The sequence below is a fragment of the Fictibacillus sp. FJAT-27399 genome, assembly GCF_001510655.1.
Taxonomy (GTDB): domain Bacteria; phylum Bacillota; class Bacilli; order Bacillales; family Fictibacillaceae; genus Fictibacillus_C; species Fictibacillus_C marinisediminis.
On record NZ_LMVC01000002.1, the window covers coordinates 635,535 to 653,634 of the forward strand.

General features: G+C 44.3%; 23 protein-coding genes and 1 other annotated feature. Of the genes, 20 read left to right on the top strand and 3 right to left on the bottom strand.

From position 1 onward, the window contains the following. Positions 1–15 precede the first annotated feature (15 nt). From pilM to AR335_RS08310, 20 genes are all read left to right on the top strand, one after another. Positions 16–1,014, top strand: a complete 999-nt coding sequence (gene pilM, locus AR335_RS08215) for a type IV pilus biogenesis protein PilM (RefSeq protein ID WP_062234123.1) — start codon at positions 16–18, stop codon at positions 1,012–1,014. Beyond that, positions 1,004–1,597: a PilN domain-containing protein gene (locus AR335_RS08220; RefSeq protein ID WP_062234126.1), complete on the top strand. Its 594-nt coding sequence runs from the start codon at positions 1,004–1,006 to the stop codon at positions 1,595–1,597. Before pilM ends, AR335_RS08220 begins: the two co-directional genes overlap by 11 nt. Further along, entirely contained in the window at positions 1,594–2,442 is an 849-nt protein-coding gene (locus AR335_RS08225) for a hypothetical protein (protein WP_062234129.1), read from the top strand. Before AR335_RS08220 ends, AR335_RS08225 begins: the two co-directional genes overlap by 4 nt. A 129-nt stretch (positions 2,443–2,571) precedes the next feature. Continuing rightward, positions 2,572–3,591, top strand: coding sequence for an SPOR domain-containing protein (locus tag AR335_RS08230; protein WP_062234131.1), 1,020 nt, complete (start codon positions 2,572–2,574; stop codon positions 3,589–3,591). 249 nt (positions 3,592–3,840) lie between these two features. Next, entirely contained in the window at positions 3,841–4,428 is a 588-nt protein-coding gene (locus tag AR335_RS08235; protein WP_062234134.1) for a Maf family protein, read from the top strand. A 32-nt stretch (positions 4,429–4,460) separates the two neighbouring features. Further along, a complete protein-coding gene (gene radC / locus AR335_RS08240; protein ID WP_053358515.1) occupies positions 4,461–5,132 on the top strand; it encodes a RadC family protein in 672 nt (223 codons plus the stop codon). Between the two features lie 71 nt (positions 5,133–5,203). Further along, positions 5,204–6,244, top strand: a complete 1,041-nt coding sequence (locus AR335_RS08245) for a rod shape-determining protein (RefSeq protein WP_053357693.1) — start codon at positions 5,204–5,206, stop codon at positions 6,242–6,244. 15 nt (positions 6,245–6,259) lie between these two features. Continuing rightward, positions 6,260–7,135 (top strand): rod shape-determining protein MreC, encoded by an 876-nt coding sequence (mreC, locus tag AR335_RS08250; protein ID WP_062234137.1) that lies wholly within the window; start codon positions 6,260–6,262, stop codon positions 7,133–7,135. Beyond that, on the top strand, positions 7,135–7,653 hold the full coding sequence (gene mreD / locus AR335_RS08255; RefSeq protein WP_062234140.1) for a rod shape-determining protein MreD: 519 nt from the start codon (positions 7,135–7,137) through the stop codon (positions 7,651–7,653). Before mreC ends, mreD begins: the two co-directional genes overlap by 1 nt. Positions 7,654–7,718: 65 nt before the next feature. Then, positions 7,719–8,393 carry a septum site-determining protein MinC gene (gene minC, locus AR335_RS08260; protein ID WP_053357696.1) on the top strand — a complete coding sequence of 225 codons (675 nt, stop codon included), beginning with the start codon at positions 7,719–7,721 and terminating at the stop codon, positions 8,391–8,393. Between the two features lie 19 nt (positions 8,394–8,412). Further along, positions 8,413–9,207 (top strand): septum site-determining protein MinD, encoded by a 795-nt coding sequence (minD, locus tag AR335_RS08265; protein WP_053357697.1) that lies wholly within the window; start codon positions 8,413–8,415, stop codon positions 9,205–9,207. A gap of 158 nt (positions 9,208–9,365) precedes the next feature. Beyond that, positions 9,366–10,115: a M23 family metallopeptidase gene (locus tag AR335_RS08270; RefSeq protein ID WP_082316188.1), complete on the top strand. Its 750-nt coding sequence runs from the start codon at positions 9,366–9,368 to the stop codon at positions 10,113–10,115. Then, a complete protein-coding gene (locus AR335_RS08275) occupies positions 10,108–10,968 on the top strand; it encodes a M50 family metallopeptidase (protein WP_062234155.1) in 861 nt (286 codons plus the stop codon). Before AR335_RS08270 ends, AR335_RS08275 begins: the two co-directional genes overlap by 8 nt. 37 nt (positions 10,969–11,005) lie before the next feature. Beyond that, positions 11,006–12,493: an Rne/Rng family ribonuclease gene (locus tag AR335_RS08280; RefSeq protein ID WP_062234158.1), complete on the top strand. Its 1,488-nt coding sequence runs from the start codon at positions 11,006–11,008 to the stop codon at positions 12,491–12,493. Positions 12,494–12,545: 52 nt separating this feature from the next. Next, positions 12,546–12,619: a sequence feature (ribosomal protein L21 leader region), on the top strand. 13 nt (positions 12,620–12,632) lie between these two features. Continuing rightward, on the top strand, positions 12,633–12,941 hold the full coding sequence (gene rplU, locus AR335_RS08285; RefSeq protein ID WP_053357701.1) for a 50S ribosomal protein L21: 309 nt from the start codon (positions 12,633–12,635) through the stop codon (positions 12,939–12,941). A 5-nt stretch (positions 12,942–12,946) separates the two neighbouring features. Beyond that, complete coding sequence (locus tag AR335_RS08290; protein ID WP_062234161.1) at positions 12,947–13,285, top strand: ribosomal-processing cysteine protease Prp; 339 nt, start codon at positions 12,947–12,949, stop codon at positions 13,283–13,285. A gap of 41 nt (positions 13,286–13,326) precedes the next feature. Then, a complete protein-coding gene (rpmA, locus tag AR335_RS08295; RefSeq protein ID WP_053357703.1) occupies positions 13,327–13,617 on the top strand; it encodes a 50S ribosomal protein L27 in 291 nt (96 codons plus the stop codon). A 129-nt stretch (positions 13,618–13,746) separates the two neighbouring features. After that, on the top strand, positions 13,747–14,289 hold the full coding sequence (locus tag AR335_RS08300; RefSeq protein ID WP_062234164.1) for a Spo0B C-terminal domain-containing protein: 543 nt from the start codon (positions 13,747–13,749) through the stop codon (positions 14,287–14,289). A gap of 27 nt (positions 14,290–14,316) precedes the next feature. Further along, a complete protein-coding gene (obgE, locus tag AR335_RS08305; protein WP_062234167.1) occupies positions 14,317–15,600 on the top strand; it encodes a GTPase ObgE in 1,284 nt (427 codons plus the stop codon). Positions 15,601–15,698: 98 nt separating this feature from the next. Further along, entirely contained in the window at positions 15,699–16,142 is a 444-nt protein-coding gene (locus AR335_RS08310; protein ID WP_053357706.1) for an ACT domain-containing protein, read from the top strand. Between the two features lie 83 nt (positions 16,143–16,225). Here the strand turns inward: AR335_RS08310 and AR335_RS25145 are convergent, their stop codons facing one another. The 3 genes from AR335_RS25145 to AR335_RS08320 are packed head-to-tail and all read right to left on the bottom strand — an operon-like array spanning position 16,226 to position 18,069. After that, positions 16,226–16,351: a hypothetical protein gene (locus tag AR335_RS25145; protein WP_255357559.1), complete on the bottom strand. Its 126-nt coding sequence runs from the start codon at positions 16,349–16,351 to the stop codon at positions 16,226–16,228. Between the two features lie 32 nt (positions 16,352–16,383). After that, positions 16,384–16,917 carry a transcription repressor NadR gene (locus AR335_RS08315; RefSeq protein WP_062234170.1) on the bottom strand — a complete coding sequence of 178 codons (534 nt, stop codon included), beginning with the start codon at positions 16,915–16,917 and terminating at the stop codon, positions 16,384–16,386. Between the two features lie 9 nt (positions 16,918–16,926). Further along, complete coding sequence (locus AR335_RS08320) at positions 16,927–18,069, bottom strand: IscS subfamily cysteine desulfurase (RefSeq protein WP_062234173.1); 1,143 nt, start codon at positions 18,067–18,069, stop codon at positions 16,927–16,929. Positions 18,070–18,100: the final 31 nt, after the last annotated feature.

Below are 18,100 nucleotides of genomic sequence, written 5' to 3' on the forward strand. Positions count from 1 at the left end.
CAGAGGTGTAGAGAAATGGCATGGGGATTGGCTTCATTTAACCGCAGGAAAGCAAACTTATTCATACAGGATCATGTCATTCGTTTCGTGGAATTTAAGCAGCCGGAAACGCTCGATATTCGTCAATTTGGGGAAAAGTATCTGCCTGAAGGGCTTATTAAAGATGGTAAAATTCAGGATCATGAAACACTGTCTCTTATTTTGGACGAGTGTGTTAGTGACTGGGGGATTAAAGGAAGAGAAGTGCAATTTAATGTGCCCGATGCAAAACTCGTGATGCGCAAACAAAACCTGCCCGCTGAATTGAAAGAGGAGGAGCTCAAGGGATACCTTTATTTGGAATTGGGTTCCTCCATCCATGTGCCGTTTGATAACCCTGTATTTGATTATGTGATCCTTAAACGATCGGAGTCTTCTCTTGAAATATTGCTGTTTGCGGCGGCAGAAGAAATTGTGTTGGATTACACCTCGATGCTTGAACAGGCGAAATTGAAGCCCGTTGTTGCGGATGCTTCCTTCTTGGCGCTATACCGTTATATTTTTCATCGCAGTTTGGCGGATCAAGAGGAACACGTCCTTTGCCTTCAGTTTGATATCCAGTCGATTCAGCTTAGTATCTTTCATCAGCATAAACCATACTTCTTCAATCATTTGAAAATGGATGTGGATCTGTCAAAAGTTACATTTAACCATGCACATAACAGCCAAGCGGCCTTTTGGGACGGAGAACCTGGATATTTGCATGGTGAAATTGATGATATGATGCTGGAAATTGACCGGATTGCCGGACACTATCGAAACAATTTAAGCTCGGGACAAGAAAGTGTGACGAAAATTCTGCTGACCGGTGAACACCCAGAACTGGTTTATGTGAAAGAGAAGCTTTCTGCCCGGTTTTCCGTTCCAATTGTAATTATTTCTTCTGAATCCAACCAGAGAATTTCAGCAGATCTTCCATCCAGGTTTGATGTCGTGCTTGGCCTTGGTTTGAAAGAGGTGCAGCATGTTAGTTGATATCAATCTGCTGCCGCGAAAAGAGCGGACCGACTTTTCGTCCAAGCTGCTGTCTATTGGTGTCCTAGCCCTTCTGCTTTTGGGAAGCATCTGGCTTGGGGTGGATTATTTTCTTGCAAAGCAAGAGGTTAATCAGACGAGGAATGACCTTAAACAAGAAAAGCAAATGGCTGATATTCAAAAGCAGAATGCGAAAAGCACAAATCCTGCCGTAGCGAGCGCGCCGCTTCAGGAAAAGATCGACTATATTAAAGGTATGGACATACCTGCAGCTGAACTGCTTCAGCATCTTGTCTCTTTCCTGCCGGAGCGCGGCTATTTTATAACGTACAAATATGATGGCGGTAAAGATATTTCCATAGCTGTTCAGTTTGATACATTGCCTGATTCTGCACAGTACTTGCATGAGCTGTCAACATCACCGAATTTTACGGATGCGGAGCTTGAAAAAGTGGAATCGAAAAAATTGGAAACTGATGATCTTAAAGGTGAAAAAAATATACTTCCAAGATACTTGGCGACCTATAAGCTGACGTTAAACGAAGCGGCATTTAAAGACTTAAAGGATGGCGGAAAACAATGACCGAATCACTAAAAAAATACATTCTTCCGTTTTCAGCTGTTATCGTCCTGTTTGCTGGCGCCTTGTTTTATGTTGGGGTTATTACTCCTTTGCATGAAGAAGCCAACCATAATGAAACGGAGACCAAGCTGCTGAAGAAGCAGAACGAGATGCCAGTCGTCCATGAAGCTTCAGCTCCATCCATGATTGAAAATACGTATGCTCTTCAGCAAGAGGTGCCGGTCAAACCTCTCGTTGACCAATTCATGCTTCAGCTGGAAAAAGCGGAGGTCCTTTCTGACAGTATTATTGAAGGAATGGAATTTAAAGGAGAGGATGGATCGGCGGCTCCTCCTCTGGGACAGCAAACTTCCCAGTCAGCTAGTACTGGTTCTTCTTCCCAGAACTCATCTAACACTTCAGAAACGAATTCAACAACAGCTTCACAAACTGAAAAAACGGAAGATCCAAAGACGGGTTCCGATAAAGAAACAGCAGCTGTTCCTCTTGCTGGAGCGCCTCTTCCTGAAGGCGTAAAAAAAACCAGTGTGGAGCTTACTGTTACTTCAAAGGACTATAATGGGCTAGCCCGGTTTGTAAAAGAGGTTGAAAAACTGAAGCGGATCTCGATTATTGAGGGAGTCGCTTTTACTGGTCCGGAGGAAGAACTTCCATCGACAGAAGATACGCCTTTAATGGCAGAGGATCAGCCTGAAGGACTATCTTTTAAAATTTTAATCAGCGCCTACTATTTGCCGGAGCTGACGCAATATATGAAAGATCTGCCGAAATTGAAGTTTGATCAGCCAGTAGAAAAAAAGGATCCGCTCACAAATGCTGAGCTTCCAAATGAAAAGAAAAAATAAGGACAAAGCGCTCTTTGGAGTGTTTTGTCTTTTTCTTTTCTATTCTAGTAAATAACATTCTTTTAGTTCTATGAAATGGGTGATCTGCATACCATGTTTACTAGATGATAGAACAAAGGAGCGGATGTTATGAAGGACCAAAAGCCGATCACGGTATTGATCAACGGCAAAGCCACTGCCTATAAAGAAGTGCAGAAAGAGCAGGAGACTTCGACGAAGGAAATCGCGGCGGCTGTTTATACAGAAGAAGCAGCAGGGTGGGAGATTATTGATTCGGAAGGCGCCGGCAAAGTGCTTGATTTCAAAAAAGTAATTTCCCCCGTTCTTCGCCCGTCGACCTTACGGAAAAAGTGGTCCAAACGCAGAATGATACTCATGGATCATAAAAGGAACACCAGTCTGTTCTCAAAAAAATTTATGACTGCAGTCCTTGCTGCGATTGTAACAGGCTGCACGTTTGGAGCCATTATCCTTATGCTTTTTACCGGTGAAACGGCATCGACCCAGAGCCAGACAGTGGCTGCCCAACCTGGCAATGCGAGCTCCAGAGCACAGGCTCCGGCAACAATTTCAAATATCTCCATGGACTTTCATGCCGCTCAGAATGGACTCTTTTCCACAGAGAAAAAAGCGAAGGAAATAAGCGAGAGCATTAAAGATCAAGGATATGCAGCGGCTGTTTACAAACAAGGGGCAAACTATTCTGTCCTCATCGGGCTAGGCAATAAAAAAGAAGAAGCCCAATCACTGGCGGATGTTTATAAGCTTAAAGGAATGGAAGTGTGGCCAAAACAGCTCGATGCTTCCTATACGAACTTGAAAATTCCGCACAAGATGGATGAACCATTTATCGTGAACGGCAAGATTCTCCTGCAGAATGTGATTACCCTTTCCCAGGTGCCGTCGCTCAGCAAGAAAGCGAAGGATTCGATCATGAAAGATTATGAAGGATGGAAAGCATACGGTGATAAGCAGCATGAACAATGGCCAGCCAAACAGGAAAAGGCTGTTAAAAACTATGAGGAGGATATTTCCCGGGCGTTAACCAAGCTGACGGCAAACCGGTCTGACGAGGCTGACTGGCCGCTGCAGCAATCTGTGCTCGACAGCTTTGTGTCCTATACAAAGCTCCTTGAAACCTTAAAATAGCCTATAATGAAGCAAAGCGGGGTGAACCTGCCTTGCTTCATTTATGTTTTCCATATAAAAGAAATCCGACAAATTTTAAAATAAAATGTTAAATCAAGACATAAACAGACAAGGTTTGGCGAAAAATTAATAGAACAATCATGATAAACGGATTACTTATTGTCTAACTTTGGAGATTTTGATATGCTTAATTCAATCTCTCTTGAAGTTAGACAGTTTTAGTGAACCGCTAATTAAAAGGGTGATTATATGAAACGCCTCATACTAGCCTCTTCTTCACCTCGAAGAAAAGAACTTCTTTCAATGAACCTTCTCTCGTACGAAGTTATTCCAAGTACAATTCAAGAGGTCATGGATCCCTCATTGTCACCTGAAGAGCTTGTTTGTTCGCTTGCCAGGCAAAAAGCGGAAGATGTATTTGGGCTGCACTCGGAACATGTGGTGCTTGGTGCAGATACGATTGTTGTGAACAATGGTACCGTATTGGGAAAACCGGCTGGAAGGGAAGAAGCCGTCGCTGCTCTCCGTTCGCTCTCAGGCCGGACTCATACCGTGTATACAGGTGTCTGCATTCTGTCCGAAGGCGTAGAACGTTTGTTTTCAGTTTCTACAGACGTAACGTTTTGGGAGCTAACAGAAGCAGAGATCGAATATTATGTGAACAGCGGAGAACCGTTTGATAAAGCCGGCAGTTATGGGATCCAGGGATTGGGCGCAAGGCTCGTCCAGTCGATCGCCGGAGATTTTTACAGCGTGGTGGGATTGCCAGTATCCAGAGTAGTAAGGGAGCTTGAAAGCTTTGGAATCAGCGCAGTCAGTCAGGAAGATGACATTTAAGGAGGAATACGTAAGTGGGCGAAACACCGCTTATGATTCGAGATTATCCTGTACAAGAACGGCCGCGTGAGCGAATGCTCAACAGCGGACCGGAAACCCTGGCGAACCATGAACTCCTGGCTATATTATTGAGAACAGGATCAAAGAACGAATCTGTCATTCAGCTTGCGAACCGAATCATTCAGCATTTTGAAGGGCTTCGTTTTTTGAAAGACGCAACGATTGGTGAATTGAAAGAAATTCACGGAATTGGGGATGCGAAAGCCGTTGAGCTTCTCGCGGCCATTGAATTGGGAAGGCGCATCAGCCGATTGCCGTTTGACGAACGGTTTGCGATCCGCTCACCTGACGATGGGGCTCAATACATGATGGATGAACTGCGCTTCCTTCAGCAGGAGCATTTTGTCTGTCTCTATTTAAATACGAAAAATCAAATCATCCACAAGAAAACGATTTTCATTGGAAGCCTGAATTCATCGATCGTCCATCCTAGGGAAGTTTTCAAGGAAGGATTCAGAAGGTCTGCGGCTTCCATTATTTGTTTCCACAATCACCCAAGCGGTGACCCCGCTCCGAGCAGGGAAGACATCGACGTTACAAAAAGATTAGTAGAATGCGGAAAAATGCTCGGAATTGAGCTTTTGGACCATATTATTATCGGCGATTTAAAATATGTAAGTTTAAAAGAAAAAGGTTATGTTTAACATTGTCATTTGCGCTTTTGTTAGCGTATAATCATATTTATGAGTTTTGCTTGATGAAAGGAGTTACATAAATGTTTGGTGGATTTTCAAGAGATTTAGGGATTGATTTAGGGACTGCTAACACTCTTGTTTACGTGAAGGGTAAGGGTGTTGTTGTGCGTGAACCTTCCGTGGTGGCATTACGAACTGATACAGGATCAATTGAAGCAGTAGGGAACGACGCAAAAAATATGATTGGCCGTACACCAGGAAACATTGTAGCGGTTCGTCCAATGAAAGACGGAGTCATTGCGGATTTTGAAACAACAGCAACAATGATGAAGTATTTTATTCAGCAGGCACAGAAGAACCGTTCTGTATTTGCTAGAAAACCAAATGTTATGGTCTGTGTTCCTTCTGGAATTACAGCGGTTGAAAAACGTGCAGTAGAAGATGCAACAAAACAAGCTGGAGCCCGTGAAGCGTATACGATCGAAGAGCCTTTTGCAGCAGCAATCGGTGCAGATCTTCCGGTATGGGAGCCTACAGGAAGCATGGTCGTTGACATCGGCGGCGGTACTACAGAAGTGGCGATCATTTCCCTTGGAGGAATTGTAACGAGCCAATCGATCCGTATTGCTGGAGATGAGATGGACGATGCAATTATTCAGTATATTAAGAAAACCTACAACTTGATGATTGGTGAGCGTACAGCTGAAACGCTTAAACTTGAGATCGGTTCTGCCGGTTCTGCAGACGGAATTGAGAACATGGACATCCGCGGCCGTGATTTATTGACAGGCCTGCCGAAAACCATTACGATTTCGGCTGAAGAAGTTTCCAGCGCTCTTAGAGATACGGTTAACAGCATCATGGAGGCAGTAAAAGTGACGCTTGAAAAAACACCTCCTGAACTTGCAGCTGACATCATGGACCGCGGAATTGTACTTACTGGAGGAGGAGCTTTGCTTCGTAACCTGGATAAGGTGATCAGTGAAGAAACCAAGATGCCTGTCATCGTTGCTGAGAACGCATTGGACTGTGTCGCTGTCGGAACAGGACGCGCACTTGAAAACTTGCATCTTTTCCGTTCAAAGGCCGGGATTACTTCTCGTTCGAAAACAAAGGCTTAAGTAGGTGTTTAGATCGTGCCACAATTTTTCTCAAACAAGCGGCTAATTATTCTTCTTGCGAGTATCATAGTCTTGGTGGCAATGATCGGTTTTTCTATGAAAGATCGTGAAGAATTAAGCTGGCCGGAACAATTTTTAAAAGATACGGTTGGTGTAAGCCAGTCGCTGTTTTATAAACCCGCTAACTCTATAGCGGGTTTCTTTGAGAACCTGACAGAAATGAAGCATATGTATCATGAGAACAAACTGCTGAAATCCAAGCTGGATGAATATGCACAGCTGTCTGTGGATGTGCAGGAACTGAAAAAGGAAAACAAAACATTAAAGAGCCAGCTCGAAAAAGAGGCTGATCTTACGGAGTATAAGGTGAAGGAGGCTTCTGTCATCGGACGCTCTCCTGATCGATGGAACAAATTCATCTTTGTGAATAAAGGATACAGAGACGGTGTCAAATCCAAGATGGCTGTAGTTTCACCTGAAGGATTCATCGGCAAAGTGGCGAAGGTATCTGCTTTCCATTCCACGATACAGCTGATCAGCGACAACGACAGGACGAACCGTATTTCCGCTATCGCTGAAAGCAATAAGCGTATTTTCGGAATGATTGAAGGCTATGATTCTAAGAAACAGGCATTGCTGTTTAAAAAGATACCGGTAAATGCCAAGCTGGAAAAAGGCCAGAAGGTGATTACATCGGGTCTTGGCGAGGTCTTTCCGCGAGGGCTGCTGATCGGAACAGTCAAGAAAGTAAAGCCGGATGAATATGGGCTGACAAAAACCGCATATTTAAAGCCGTCTGCTAATCTTTATGATCTTGATCATGTGATGATTCTTGACCGGTCGATGCCTCAAGTCGATGAAAACGAATTTAAAGCAAAGGAGGAAGAATAATGAATAGGATTCTTCTTCCTTTTATTACCTATATTGCGTTTGTGGCTGAGAGTACGTTCATGCAGGTGCTGGCACCCGAACATTATGGATGGGGCTTCCTGTTGATTCCGCATTTTTCTCTTGTCCTGATTATTCTGATGTCATGCTATCTTAAACCTTCGTTTGGCATCGTGTACGGGATGATCTTTGGGCTTCTTACCGATCTTATCTATACAGATCTGATCGGTGTGTACATGTTTTCTACCGCATTGGTGGCTTACTTTATTTCTGTTTTATCCCGCTATCTTTTCAGCAACTTTTTTGTTGCTATACTTTTAAGTGCAGCCGGGGTGGCAGGACTTGAATTTATGGTTTATGGATTAAACTCTTTAATTGGTATTGCCGATACAAGTATAGACTCCTTCTTTTATGACAGGCTGCTTCCCACGCTGATCTTGAACGCTGTGTTTACGATTCTCGTTTATTATCCGTTTGTTAAGCTGCTGAAAAAGGTGAAGAAAACCATCCATGAAAACTAATGGACATAAAAAGAGGATTATTTATAAAGTTGTCGAATGAAAGTATGTTGAGGTGAACGATGGCAATGGCACAAAAACTCCAACATAATGTTACAATAAAAGGCACGAAAGACGGTCTTGTCCTGCTGTTGGACGACCTATGCTCATTTGAGCAGCTGGTCGAGGAGCTACATGATAAATTATCCGACGACCATGGACAGTTGCTGAATGGACCGCTTATTTCAGTCATTGTCAAAACCGGCAACCGGTATTTATCAGACCAGCAGTCGGAGCTGGTGCGTGGAATTATCGGACAAAAGCAGAACCTGGACATCAAGCGGTTTGAATCCAATGTCATTACGGTGGCTGAAGCGGAGGAAATGAAGAAAGAAGCTCAGATCATGAGAGTTTCAAAAGTCATCCGTTCCGGCCAGGTGTTAAGTGTTCAGGGGGATCTTTTGCTGATCGGAGATGTAAATCCAGGCGGCACGATAATGGCAACCGGCAATATTTTTGTGATGGGTTCGTTAAAAGGCATCGCCCACGGAGGATCATCCGGTAACCGTGAAGCGGTTATTGCCGCTTCTGTCATGAAACCCACTCAGCTAAGAATTGCGGATCTGATCAGCCGGGCGCCTGACCATTATCCGGAAATTGGGCATGAAATGGAATGCGCCTATATTTCTGATGAAGAAAATCAAATTTTGATTGACCGAATCAGTACAGTACATAGAATCAGGCCCAATTTGAATCGTTTATAGTAAGAAAGGGGAATGAATCATGGGAGAGGCAATAGTCATTACTTCTGGGAAAGGGGGAGTCGGTAAAACTACGACTTCTGCGAATATCGGTACGTCCCTTGCCCTTTCTGGTAAAAAAGTATGTCTTGTTGATACTGACATCGGCCTTCGCAATCTGGATGTGTTAATGGGTCTGGAAAATCGAATCATTTATGATCTGGTTGACGTCGTCGAAGAGCGCTGCAAGCTTCACCAGGCGCTGATTAAAGATAAACGGTTTGAATGTTTATTCCTTCTTCCTGCCGCGCAGACCAAGGATAAAAGCTCCGTTCAACCGGAACAGATAAAGAAAATCATTACAGAATTAAAACAGGATTATGATTACGTCATCATCGACTGTCCTGCTGGTATCGAACAAGGATTCAAGAATGCAGTTGCAGGTGCGGACAAGTCCATCGTGGTGACGAATCCTGAAATTTCTTCGGTTCGTGATGCTGACCGTATTATCGGGCTGCTTGAACAAGAAGAAGTGGAAGCTCCTAAACTGATCGTTAACAGAGTACGAAACCACCTGGCTAAAAGCGGTGACATGCTTGATGTGGATGAGATTGTATCCATCCTTGCCATTGAGCTGATCGGCGTGGTCGTTGATGATGAGAATGTCATCAAAGCGGCAAATAAAGGTGAACCGATCGCGATGAACCCCGATAGCAAAGCGTCCATCGCCTATCGGAATATCGCAAGACGAATTCTTGGAGAATCTGTCCCTCTGACTACGATTGATGAGGAAAAAGGATTCTTCTCAAAAATTAAAACGTTGCTGGGAATGAGATAATTCATTCCCGAATTTCCTTCATTGAAAGGGAGGCAGTCCATCTGCCCTTCCCCGGACTTGGAGGATTTTTTATTCTTCAGGCAAAGACCCTTTCTTCCTCTGTCATAAGGCCCGCGGACAAGTCATAAGATGTGGTATAACATGATGCGGAGGAATGGATGATGAGAAACAGTGCGGATGATATAAGACGGCGGTATGCAGACAGGCTTGCTCAAGGAGAGAATGAAACGTTCAGAACCAGCTTGTATACAGGGAGTACAGCTTCAATGGAGGAAAAGAAGAAAGGGCCCCGATTTAACGGGTCGTTCTTTTTATTTCAGATCATGATGTCCGTGTGCCTTTTTCTTGGGGCGGGAATTCTATTTAAAAATGACAGTGAGCTTTCGGCAAAAGGGCAGAGTTTGATTAAGAAAATGTACCACAGTGAGTTTCAGTTTGCAGCCGCGAAAAAATGGTACGAGAATCAATTTGGGAAACCACTGGCGTTATTGCCTGAAAAACAAATTGAACCAGGCAAGAATGCAACAGCTGCAAATAAAAACGAAGATTATGCCCAGCCTGCATCTGGAAGAGTGTATGAATCCTTTGAGACGAACGGAAAAGGCATTATGATGGAGACGGGAAAAACATCGAACGTGGATACCGTAAAAGAAGGATATGTCATTTTTATCGGCAAAAAGAAAGACCTTGGAAATACCGTCGTCATCCAGCACAGCAATGGGGAAGAATCTTGGTATGGCGAGTTGGACAGCATTGATCCCGATGTAAAGCTCTACAGCTATATGGAAAGCAAAAAACACCTTGGTAAAGTGACACCGAATAAGGACGGAAAAACAGGTAAATTTTACTTTGCCCTGAAAAAAGGCAACACATTTGTTGATCCGAGCAAGGTGATCCCTTTTGAATAATCCTGTTTTTCAATTTTTCAGCAAAGTAAAGATTAACCCCCTTTTTTGGTTAATCATTGGGCTCTCAATCATCACCGGACATTTTCGTGAAATCATATTGCTGTTTCTGGCAGTTTTTATACATGAGATGGGTCATTATGCGGGGGCCCATCTTTTTCAATGGCGTGTAAAGAAAATCGAACTTTTTCCGTTTGGCGGAGTTGCGGAAGTAGAGGAACATGGAAACCGGCCGTTCCGTGAAGAAGTGATCGTTACACTGCTGGGCCCTGTGCAGCATCTCTGGCTTATGCTGGCCGCTTTTTTCTTATTTCAGCTTGGCTGGTGGAATCCTCAGGACTTTGAGTGGTTTATTAAAATGAACGTAACTCTTCTGGTTTTTAATCTGCTGCCGGTATGGCCCCTTGATGGAGGAAAACTGATGTTTGCCGCTGCAGCCAGCATTTTTCCATTTAAAAAAGCACATACTGTATTTTTATTAACCTCTTTCTCCATCATGCTGATCCTGTTCTTTTCATTTTTACCCCGGGATCCCCTGCATTTAAATCTATGGTTCGTGACGATCTTCCTTGGTGTCTCTCATTATATCGAGTGGAAAAGGCGGCAGTTTGTCTTCCTTCGCTTCTTGATGTCGAGGATTGTGGATGACAGGAGATCGGGCTGGCTGACAAAGCCCATACATGTTCCCTCGGATGCAGCGCTTTATGACGTCATCAGTCTGTTTCGAAAAGGGGTCCGTCATTTTATCGTCATCCAGGCTTCGGAAACAAACAGGATCGTGGAAGAGAAGCAGGTGCTTAACATGTTTTTTTCATCCAATCAGGTCAGATGTGCAATCGGACATCTTTTTCGTTAAAATAAAAGGATGAGTGACGTAAGCGAGGTAAGTAGATGTGAAAAAAATTATTATTAATGCTTTAACCCAAATCAAAAGAACAGCAGTCATGGATTTCGATGAAGCGATAGAACTTCAAGTTGATGATTCATCCGATCAGACTGTACCTGGAAGCATCTATAAAGGCAGGGTAAAGAAAGTGCTGCCTGGCATGCAGGCGGCCTTTGTGGACATTGGAGCTGAGAAGAACGGATTCATTCATCGTGATGACCTGCTTTCCTATCAGCAGACGTATATGGCACCAGAAGATAAGAAAGGGACATCCATCAGTTCTTTCGTGAAAGAGGGGGAAGAACTGATCGTCCAGGTAATAAAGGAAGAAACAGATTCAAAGGGAGCGAGGCTGACCGGGATGCTGGCAATCCCGGGCTCACGGCTTGTTTTCCTTCCGAACGCTTCTCATATCGGTGTATCCAAGAAAATGAGCAGGAATGAGAAGGAAAAATGGCGTCTATTTGGCCATTCTCTTGTGAAGGGCGAAGATGGCGTGATTTTTCGTACCGCATGCACGGGACAATCGGAAGATGATATACAAGCGGAGTTCGACGGACTTGTAGAGAGGCACCGCCATCTGGCGGCACGGGCGGAACAAGCGGCAGCTCCTGCTCTTTTGCATGATGAAGGTGATTATCTGAATAAGATTATCCGTGACCATGCGTATGAAGACGAAACGGAGATCATCATTGATGACGGAGCGGAATTCAGGAAACTGATCTGGCTGGCCAAGCCTTTTCCGCTGCTTCAAAAGAATATCGTTTTGTACAGCGGGAAGGAGAATATCTTCTCCTATTACGGAGTTGACGCACAATGGGAAAAAGCACTCCGACCGCATGTCTGGCTCAAAAACGGAGGTTCTTTGCGGATTGATCACACCGAAGCCATGTCTGTTATTGATGTTAACACGGATAAATTCACAGGGAAATCAAGCCGGAGGGAAACTGTTCTTCAAACGAACCTTCAAGCGGCTGAGGAGATTGCGAAACAGCTTCGGCTTAGAAACATTTCCGGCATGATTGTCATTGATTTCATTACGATGAACGAGCCAGAGGATCAGCAGCGTGTAGAGGAAGCTTTAAAAGCTGCACTTGCTCTCGATGGAACAACTACCGTGGTTCACGGATTTACCCGAATGGGCGTATTTGAAATGACTCGCAAAAAAGAGAAAAAGCCACTGTTCCATGTACTGACCGAGCCTTGTTCTGTCTGTAAGGGCACAGGCAGGGTGCAGTCTGCAAGAACAGTCGCCAATCAGGCAGAACTGGCGCTGCGGGAATACCGCCACATGGATGATGAAGCTCTGTGGATCGAAGCTACTCCTGAAGTAGCCCGCCATCTAAGAGGGATAAACAGTGAACATCTTCAAAATCTTGAGTCGCTTCTCTCGTATCGGATTTATATAAGTGAAAGCGGCCACGATTCCATCCCATCCTATGCTATCCGCCATATCGGGCCGATTAATGAAATTGAAGAAAGAATGAAAAGATAAATTGACATGGCAGAACACAACATGGTATGATTCTTCTGTTAGTTTATTGGAGCACCCGCTCCAACCGCTCAGGAACAGGTTTTCAAGCTTACATAAGCACCTGTGATGGCGAGTCTGAGTTTACAAGGAGGTGCACGTGATGTACGCAATTATTCAAACTGGTGGCAAACAAGTAAGAGTTGAAGAAGGTCAAGTGATCTATGTTGAAAAGCTTGATGTGGAAGCTGGCGATACTGTAACATTCGAGGATGTTCTTATGGTTGGTGGAGACAGCCTGAAAGTAGGAGCTCCTTTGCTTGATGGAGTAACTGTAACAGGTAAAGTTGAAAAACATGGCCGAGGCCAAAAAGTGGTCGTTTACAAGTTCAAAGCGAAAAAGAACTACCGTCGTAAACAAGGTCACCGTCAGCCTTACACTAAAGTAGTTATCGACAAAATCAACGGTTAATTCCAATGATTAAGGTAACCATCTACAGAGATGAACAGCATCACATTCGTTCGTTTTCAATGAGTGGACATGCCGATTCCGGCCCTTATGGACAAGATCTTGTCTGTGCCGGTGCATCAGCCGTCTCTTTTGGAGCGATCAATGCGATGGAAGTCCTGTGCAGCATTACACCTGATGTGGAAACACAACAGGATGGAGGCTACCTGGTTTTCCGTGCTCCGAATCATCTTGAAGACCATATCCATGAAAAAGTGCAGCTTCTTCTGGAAGGTATGGTTGTTTCCTTAAAAACAATCGAAAACGACTATGGTCGATTTATTTCATTGCAGGAAAAACAAGCATAGTCTTGGTTTGCTGCAAATCACCGAATGAGGAGGTGGGACGAATGCTAAAATTAAACCTTCAATACTTTGCTTCCAAAAAGGGAGTAGGTAGCACAAAGAACGGTCGTGATTCCCAATCAAAGCGCCTTGGTGCTAAGAGAGCGGATGGTCAAATGGTATCAGGCGGATCTATTCTTTACCGTCAGCGCGGTACAAAAATCTATCCTGGTATGAATGTTGGCCGTGGCGGAGATGACACTCTTTTTGCGAAAGTGGACGGAGTTGTTCGTTTTGAGCGTCTTGGACGTGACCGCAAACAAGTAAGTGTATACCCAATCGCAAACGAAGCGTAAGAAGATAGCTCTAACCGGGTTGGTTAGAGCTTTTTCTTTTGTAAATGGGTATTTATTAACAGGCTTTTGGATCTAATACCATTGAAGCAGAGGAAATGGCAATTTAACTATTCAAACAGGAGTGCAAATATGGGTAAAGATTGGTCAACGATAGAATTATTAAGGCATGCCCGCCATGACTGGCTCAATCAGCTCCAGCTTATTAAGGCAAACCTCTCTATGGGTCGGACCGAACGGGCAAAGGAGATTATCGAGGAAATCATTCTTATTTCCAGGCACGAATCAAACCTCATGAATTTGAAAGTTCCTGAATTGGCAGAGTACCTCATAACCTTCAACTGGCTGAAACACCCCATTGTACTTGAAACGGAAGTTGCCGGTGAGGCGAGAGACCTCTCAAAGGTTGGGAAGGTCATCCTTGAGGCTTGCCAGTCTCTTTTTGCCGTCATGAACCGCTCGGTTAATCCGCTGGCTGAAAATCGGCTTGTTTTCACGATCTCAAACCAACAGCATCCTTCCGCTTTTATGTTTCTCTTAACGGGCAGTATACATAATACAGAGGAATTTGAGTCGGAGCTGAAGGATGTCATTTCAGCACATAAATTATTAGACGTAATCGAAAGCTATATTCAACCCCATGAAGTATTTCTTGTTTTACAGATGAAACAGTAAAGAAATTATAGAAGGAGGCGAGCAAACATGTTCGTGGATCAGGTCAAAATTTTTGTGAAAGCCGGAGACGGTGGAAACGGAATGGTTGCGTTTCGCCGTGAAAAATACGTACCTAACGGCGGACCTGCCGGCGGAGACGGCGGTAAAGGCGCTAATGTTATTTTTGAGGTAGAAGAGGGTCTGCGTACGTTAATGGACTTTCGCTTTAACAAGCATTTTAAAGCCAAGCGCGGTGAACATGGCATGTCCAAAGGCATGCATGGCAAAAATTCAGAAGATATGATCGTAAAAGTACCACCTGGCACTGTCGTAACAGATGCTGAAACAGGACAAGTACTAGCAGACCTTGTTCATCATGAACAGCGTGCTGTTATTGCCAAAGGCGGACGAGGAGGACGGGGAAATACCCGTTTTGCTACACCGGCAAACCCTGCTCCTGAGCTTTCGGAAAACGGGGAACCAGGTGAAGAAAGAGAAGTTGTTTTAGAATTAAAAGTACTAGCGGATGTTGGGCTTGTTGGATTCCCGAGCGTAGGGAAGTCCACGCTTCTTTCTGTTGTATCCGCGGCTAGGCCAAAGATTGCAGAATACCACTTTACGACCATCACTCCTAATTTAGGCGTAGTGGCAGTAGATGACGGCAGAAGCTTTGTGATGGCTGACCTGCCAGGGTTGATTGAAGGCGCGCATGAAGGCGTTGGCCTCGGACATCAGTTCCTTCGCCATATTGAACGGACAAGGGTTATCCTTCATGTGATCGACATGTCCGGCATGGAAGGAAGAGATCCATACGAGGACTTCATTAAAATTAATGAAGAACTAAAGCAATACAATTTAAGGCTTACAGAACGTCCGCAGATTGTTGTAGCCAACAAAATGGATATTCCGGGTGCGGAAGAAAACCTGGAAGAATTTAAACAGAGGCTATCTGAGGATATTCCTGTTTATCCGATATCAGCAGTTACAAGACAAGGATTAAAAGAGGTCCTTTACACAACAGCTGATCTTCTGGAAAACACACCTGAGTTCCCGCTGATCCATGAGGAAAAAGAAGAGAGCCGGGTGCTGTACCGCCACGAAAAGGAAGAGTCCGGTTTTTATATTACACGGGATTCTGATGGTACATTTATCATCAACGGACCAAAGATCGAAAAACTATTCAAAATGACAGACTTTACAAGAGACGAGTCAGTAAAACGGTTTGCACGCCAGATGCGTTCCATGGGTGTGGACGAAGCGCTTCGTGAAAAAGGTGCGGAACACGGGGATACCATCCGAATCTTGAAATATGAATTTGAATTTATCGAATAGGCTGCGCTTGAGGGCAGTCTATTTTTTGTCTATATGGGATAGACATATGGTTATCTCATTGGATATACTTATGAAAAAGCTCGTTTTGGAGGTTACATATGAAAGAAAGGCAATTTTACATGGTCAGGGAAGATGTTCTTTCAGAATCCATGCAAAAAACGCTTGAAGCAAAATCCTTGTTAGACCGTGGCAAGGTAAAAACTGTCGCGGAGGCTGCTGAAAAAGTGGGCCTCAGCAGGAGTGCGTTCTATAAGTACAGGGATGGAATTTTTCCTTTTCATACGATGATCAAAGAAAAGATCATCACCCTTTCCATCAATCTCGAAGACCGTTCAGGTGCGTTGTCAAGCCTTCTCACCATTGTTGCCTCTGTTGGCTGCAATGTGCTCACCATTAACCAGACCATACCGCTGCAAGGGAGAGCCAATGTGATGCTGACGATTGAAACCAACGGCCTTCGTGGTGAAATCAATGAACTGCTGACCACATTGAATCGTATGGAAGCTGTAGAGCGAGTCGAAGTGATTGGAACCGGGGCATAACAACAAAAAAGGGGGCTGTCCAGAAAGTCGAAAATTGACCTTCAGGCAGCCCCTTTTTGGCTTGAAAAATCTTCAATGAAAAGTTAATTGAAGTGGAAGATGCAAGACTCCTGCGGGACTAGCGTGACAGGTGAGACTCCCGCCGGTGCTTGCACCAAGAGGCTCACCGCACGCCCCGCGGAAAGCGAGCAGACTGGAACGGAAATCAACAGCTTACAGACTTCTTGGACAGCCCCTTTTTTTATGAATGCAAATATCCTTTTTGTTTAAGCTCCCTGCATACGTTATCCAGCTGCTCTTTCGTTGGTGCCTCGAGCATATGAAGGTGGATGCCCTCTGTTAATGTACTGAGCAATGCAGCGTTTGTTGATGACAATTTGCCGAGAAAATCCTCTACATCCCTTCGGGTACTGAGAAGAAGAGATGCAGTCAGGTCTCCGTAAATCGGGTGTTCGACAATTACATTCTTAACAGTCACTCCATGATCGACAATTGTAAAAAGTTCATCTTTCGTTTGCTCAGGAGAATGGTTGGAAACAATCAAATGTCTATGTGGAACATCTTTTTCTTCCGTTTTTAAATAGAGGTATCCTTGGGAAGTGGCAATAATCGGTTCATTTTTTGCTTTTAACAGCGAGATGTCGCCAACAATAACCTGGCGGCTGACATTTGTTTTAAGTGCGAGTTCACCGCCTTTGATTGGGCTCTTGCTCTCTTTTAACCACTTTAGTATGAGGTCTCTTCTTTCGTCTCCTGGTTTTTTTGGAGTCTCCATTACACATTTTCAACTCCCTGTTTGATAATAAAAGCGTTGTGTAAGATCATGGATGGCTGCAGCCAAAGCCTTAATTTCCTCTTTTGTTGTTTCTTTTCCGAGTGTAATCCGCACGAGTTCATGTGCTTCATCCGCTGATCGCCCCATCGCAAGGAGCGTTTTGGAAGGTTCCTGCTGTCCTGCTTTACAAGCTGAACCGGTTGAAACAGCGATCTTCTGGCGGTTTAATTCTAGCATGACATACTGCCCTTCAATCCCTTTCAGACGAATGGCCAGAAAATGTGGCAGCGTCGTATGGCTGTCTCCTTCAATGATTAAACATTCATCTTCTTCTGTCAGGGAAAGAAAGTAGTTTTTTAATTCTTCTACATTTGTCTTCCATTCTACCATACGATTCACGTGATTGCTTGCCGCTGTAATAAAAGAAACGATTCCCGGAGTGTTGATTGTTCCAGGGCGAAACCCTTTTTCATGTGTACCGTTCTTGAGCAGCGGCTGCCAGGTGAGAGTGGGGGAAATATATACAGCACCTACACCTTTAGGGCCATGAATTTTATGAGAAGAAACAGTAAGAGCACCAATATTCATTTCCACCGCATGAAGAGGGATCTTTCCGAACGTCTGGACACAGTCACTATGGAAAATGACATTCTCTTCTTTCAGCAAAGCTCCGATTTCACCTAATGGCTGGATAACGCCTATCTCACTGTTTCCATGAGTAATCGTAGCGAGAATGGTCTCTTTTCGAATGGCGCTGCGAAGATCGTTTAAAGCGATCCTCCCGTTCTGATCAACAGGAAGTACGGTGATTTCAAAGCCTTCATTTTCTAGAAAAGCAAGGGCCTGCTGCACGGATCCATGCTCTAGCGGTGAAGTGATGATGTGGTTTCCTTTTTCCTTGTTTCCAAAAGCAAGGCTTGTGAGCGCAAGAAAATTACCGTCGGACCCTCCTCCTGTAAAGTAGATCCCTTCACTATTGCAGCCAATCATCCCGGCCAGTTCAGCACGTGCCAGATTGACCAGATCTGCAGCCTGTGATCCTTGGTCATGCAGGCTCGAGGTATTTCCAAAGTACATTTTTGCTGTTTCTGTAAAAGCATACAGTGCTTCTTCTGACATAGGAGTCGTTGCTGCGTAATCAAGATAAATCATTCTTAAACCGCCTCTCGTAAAAAACTCTTGT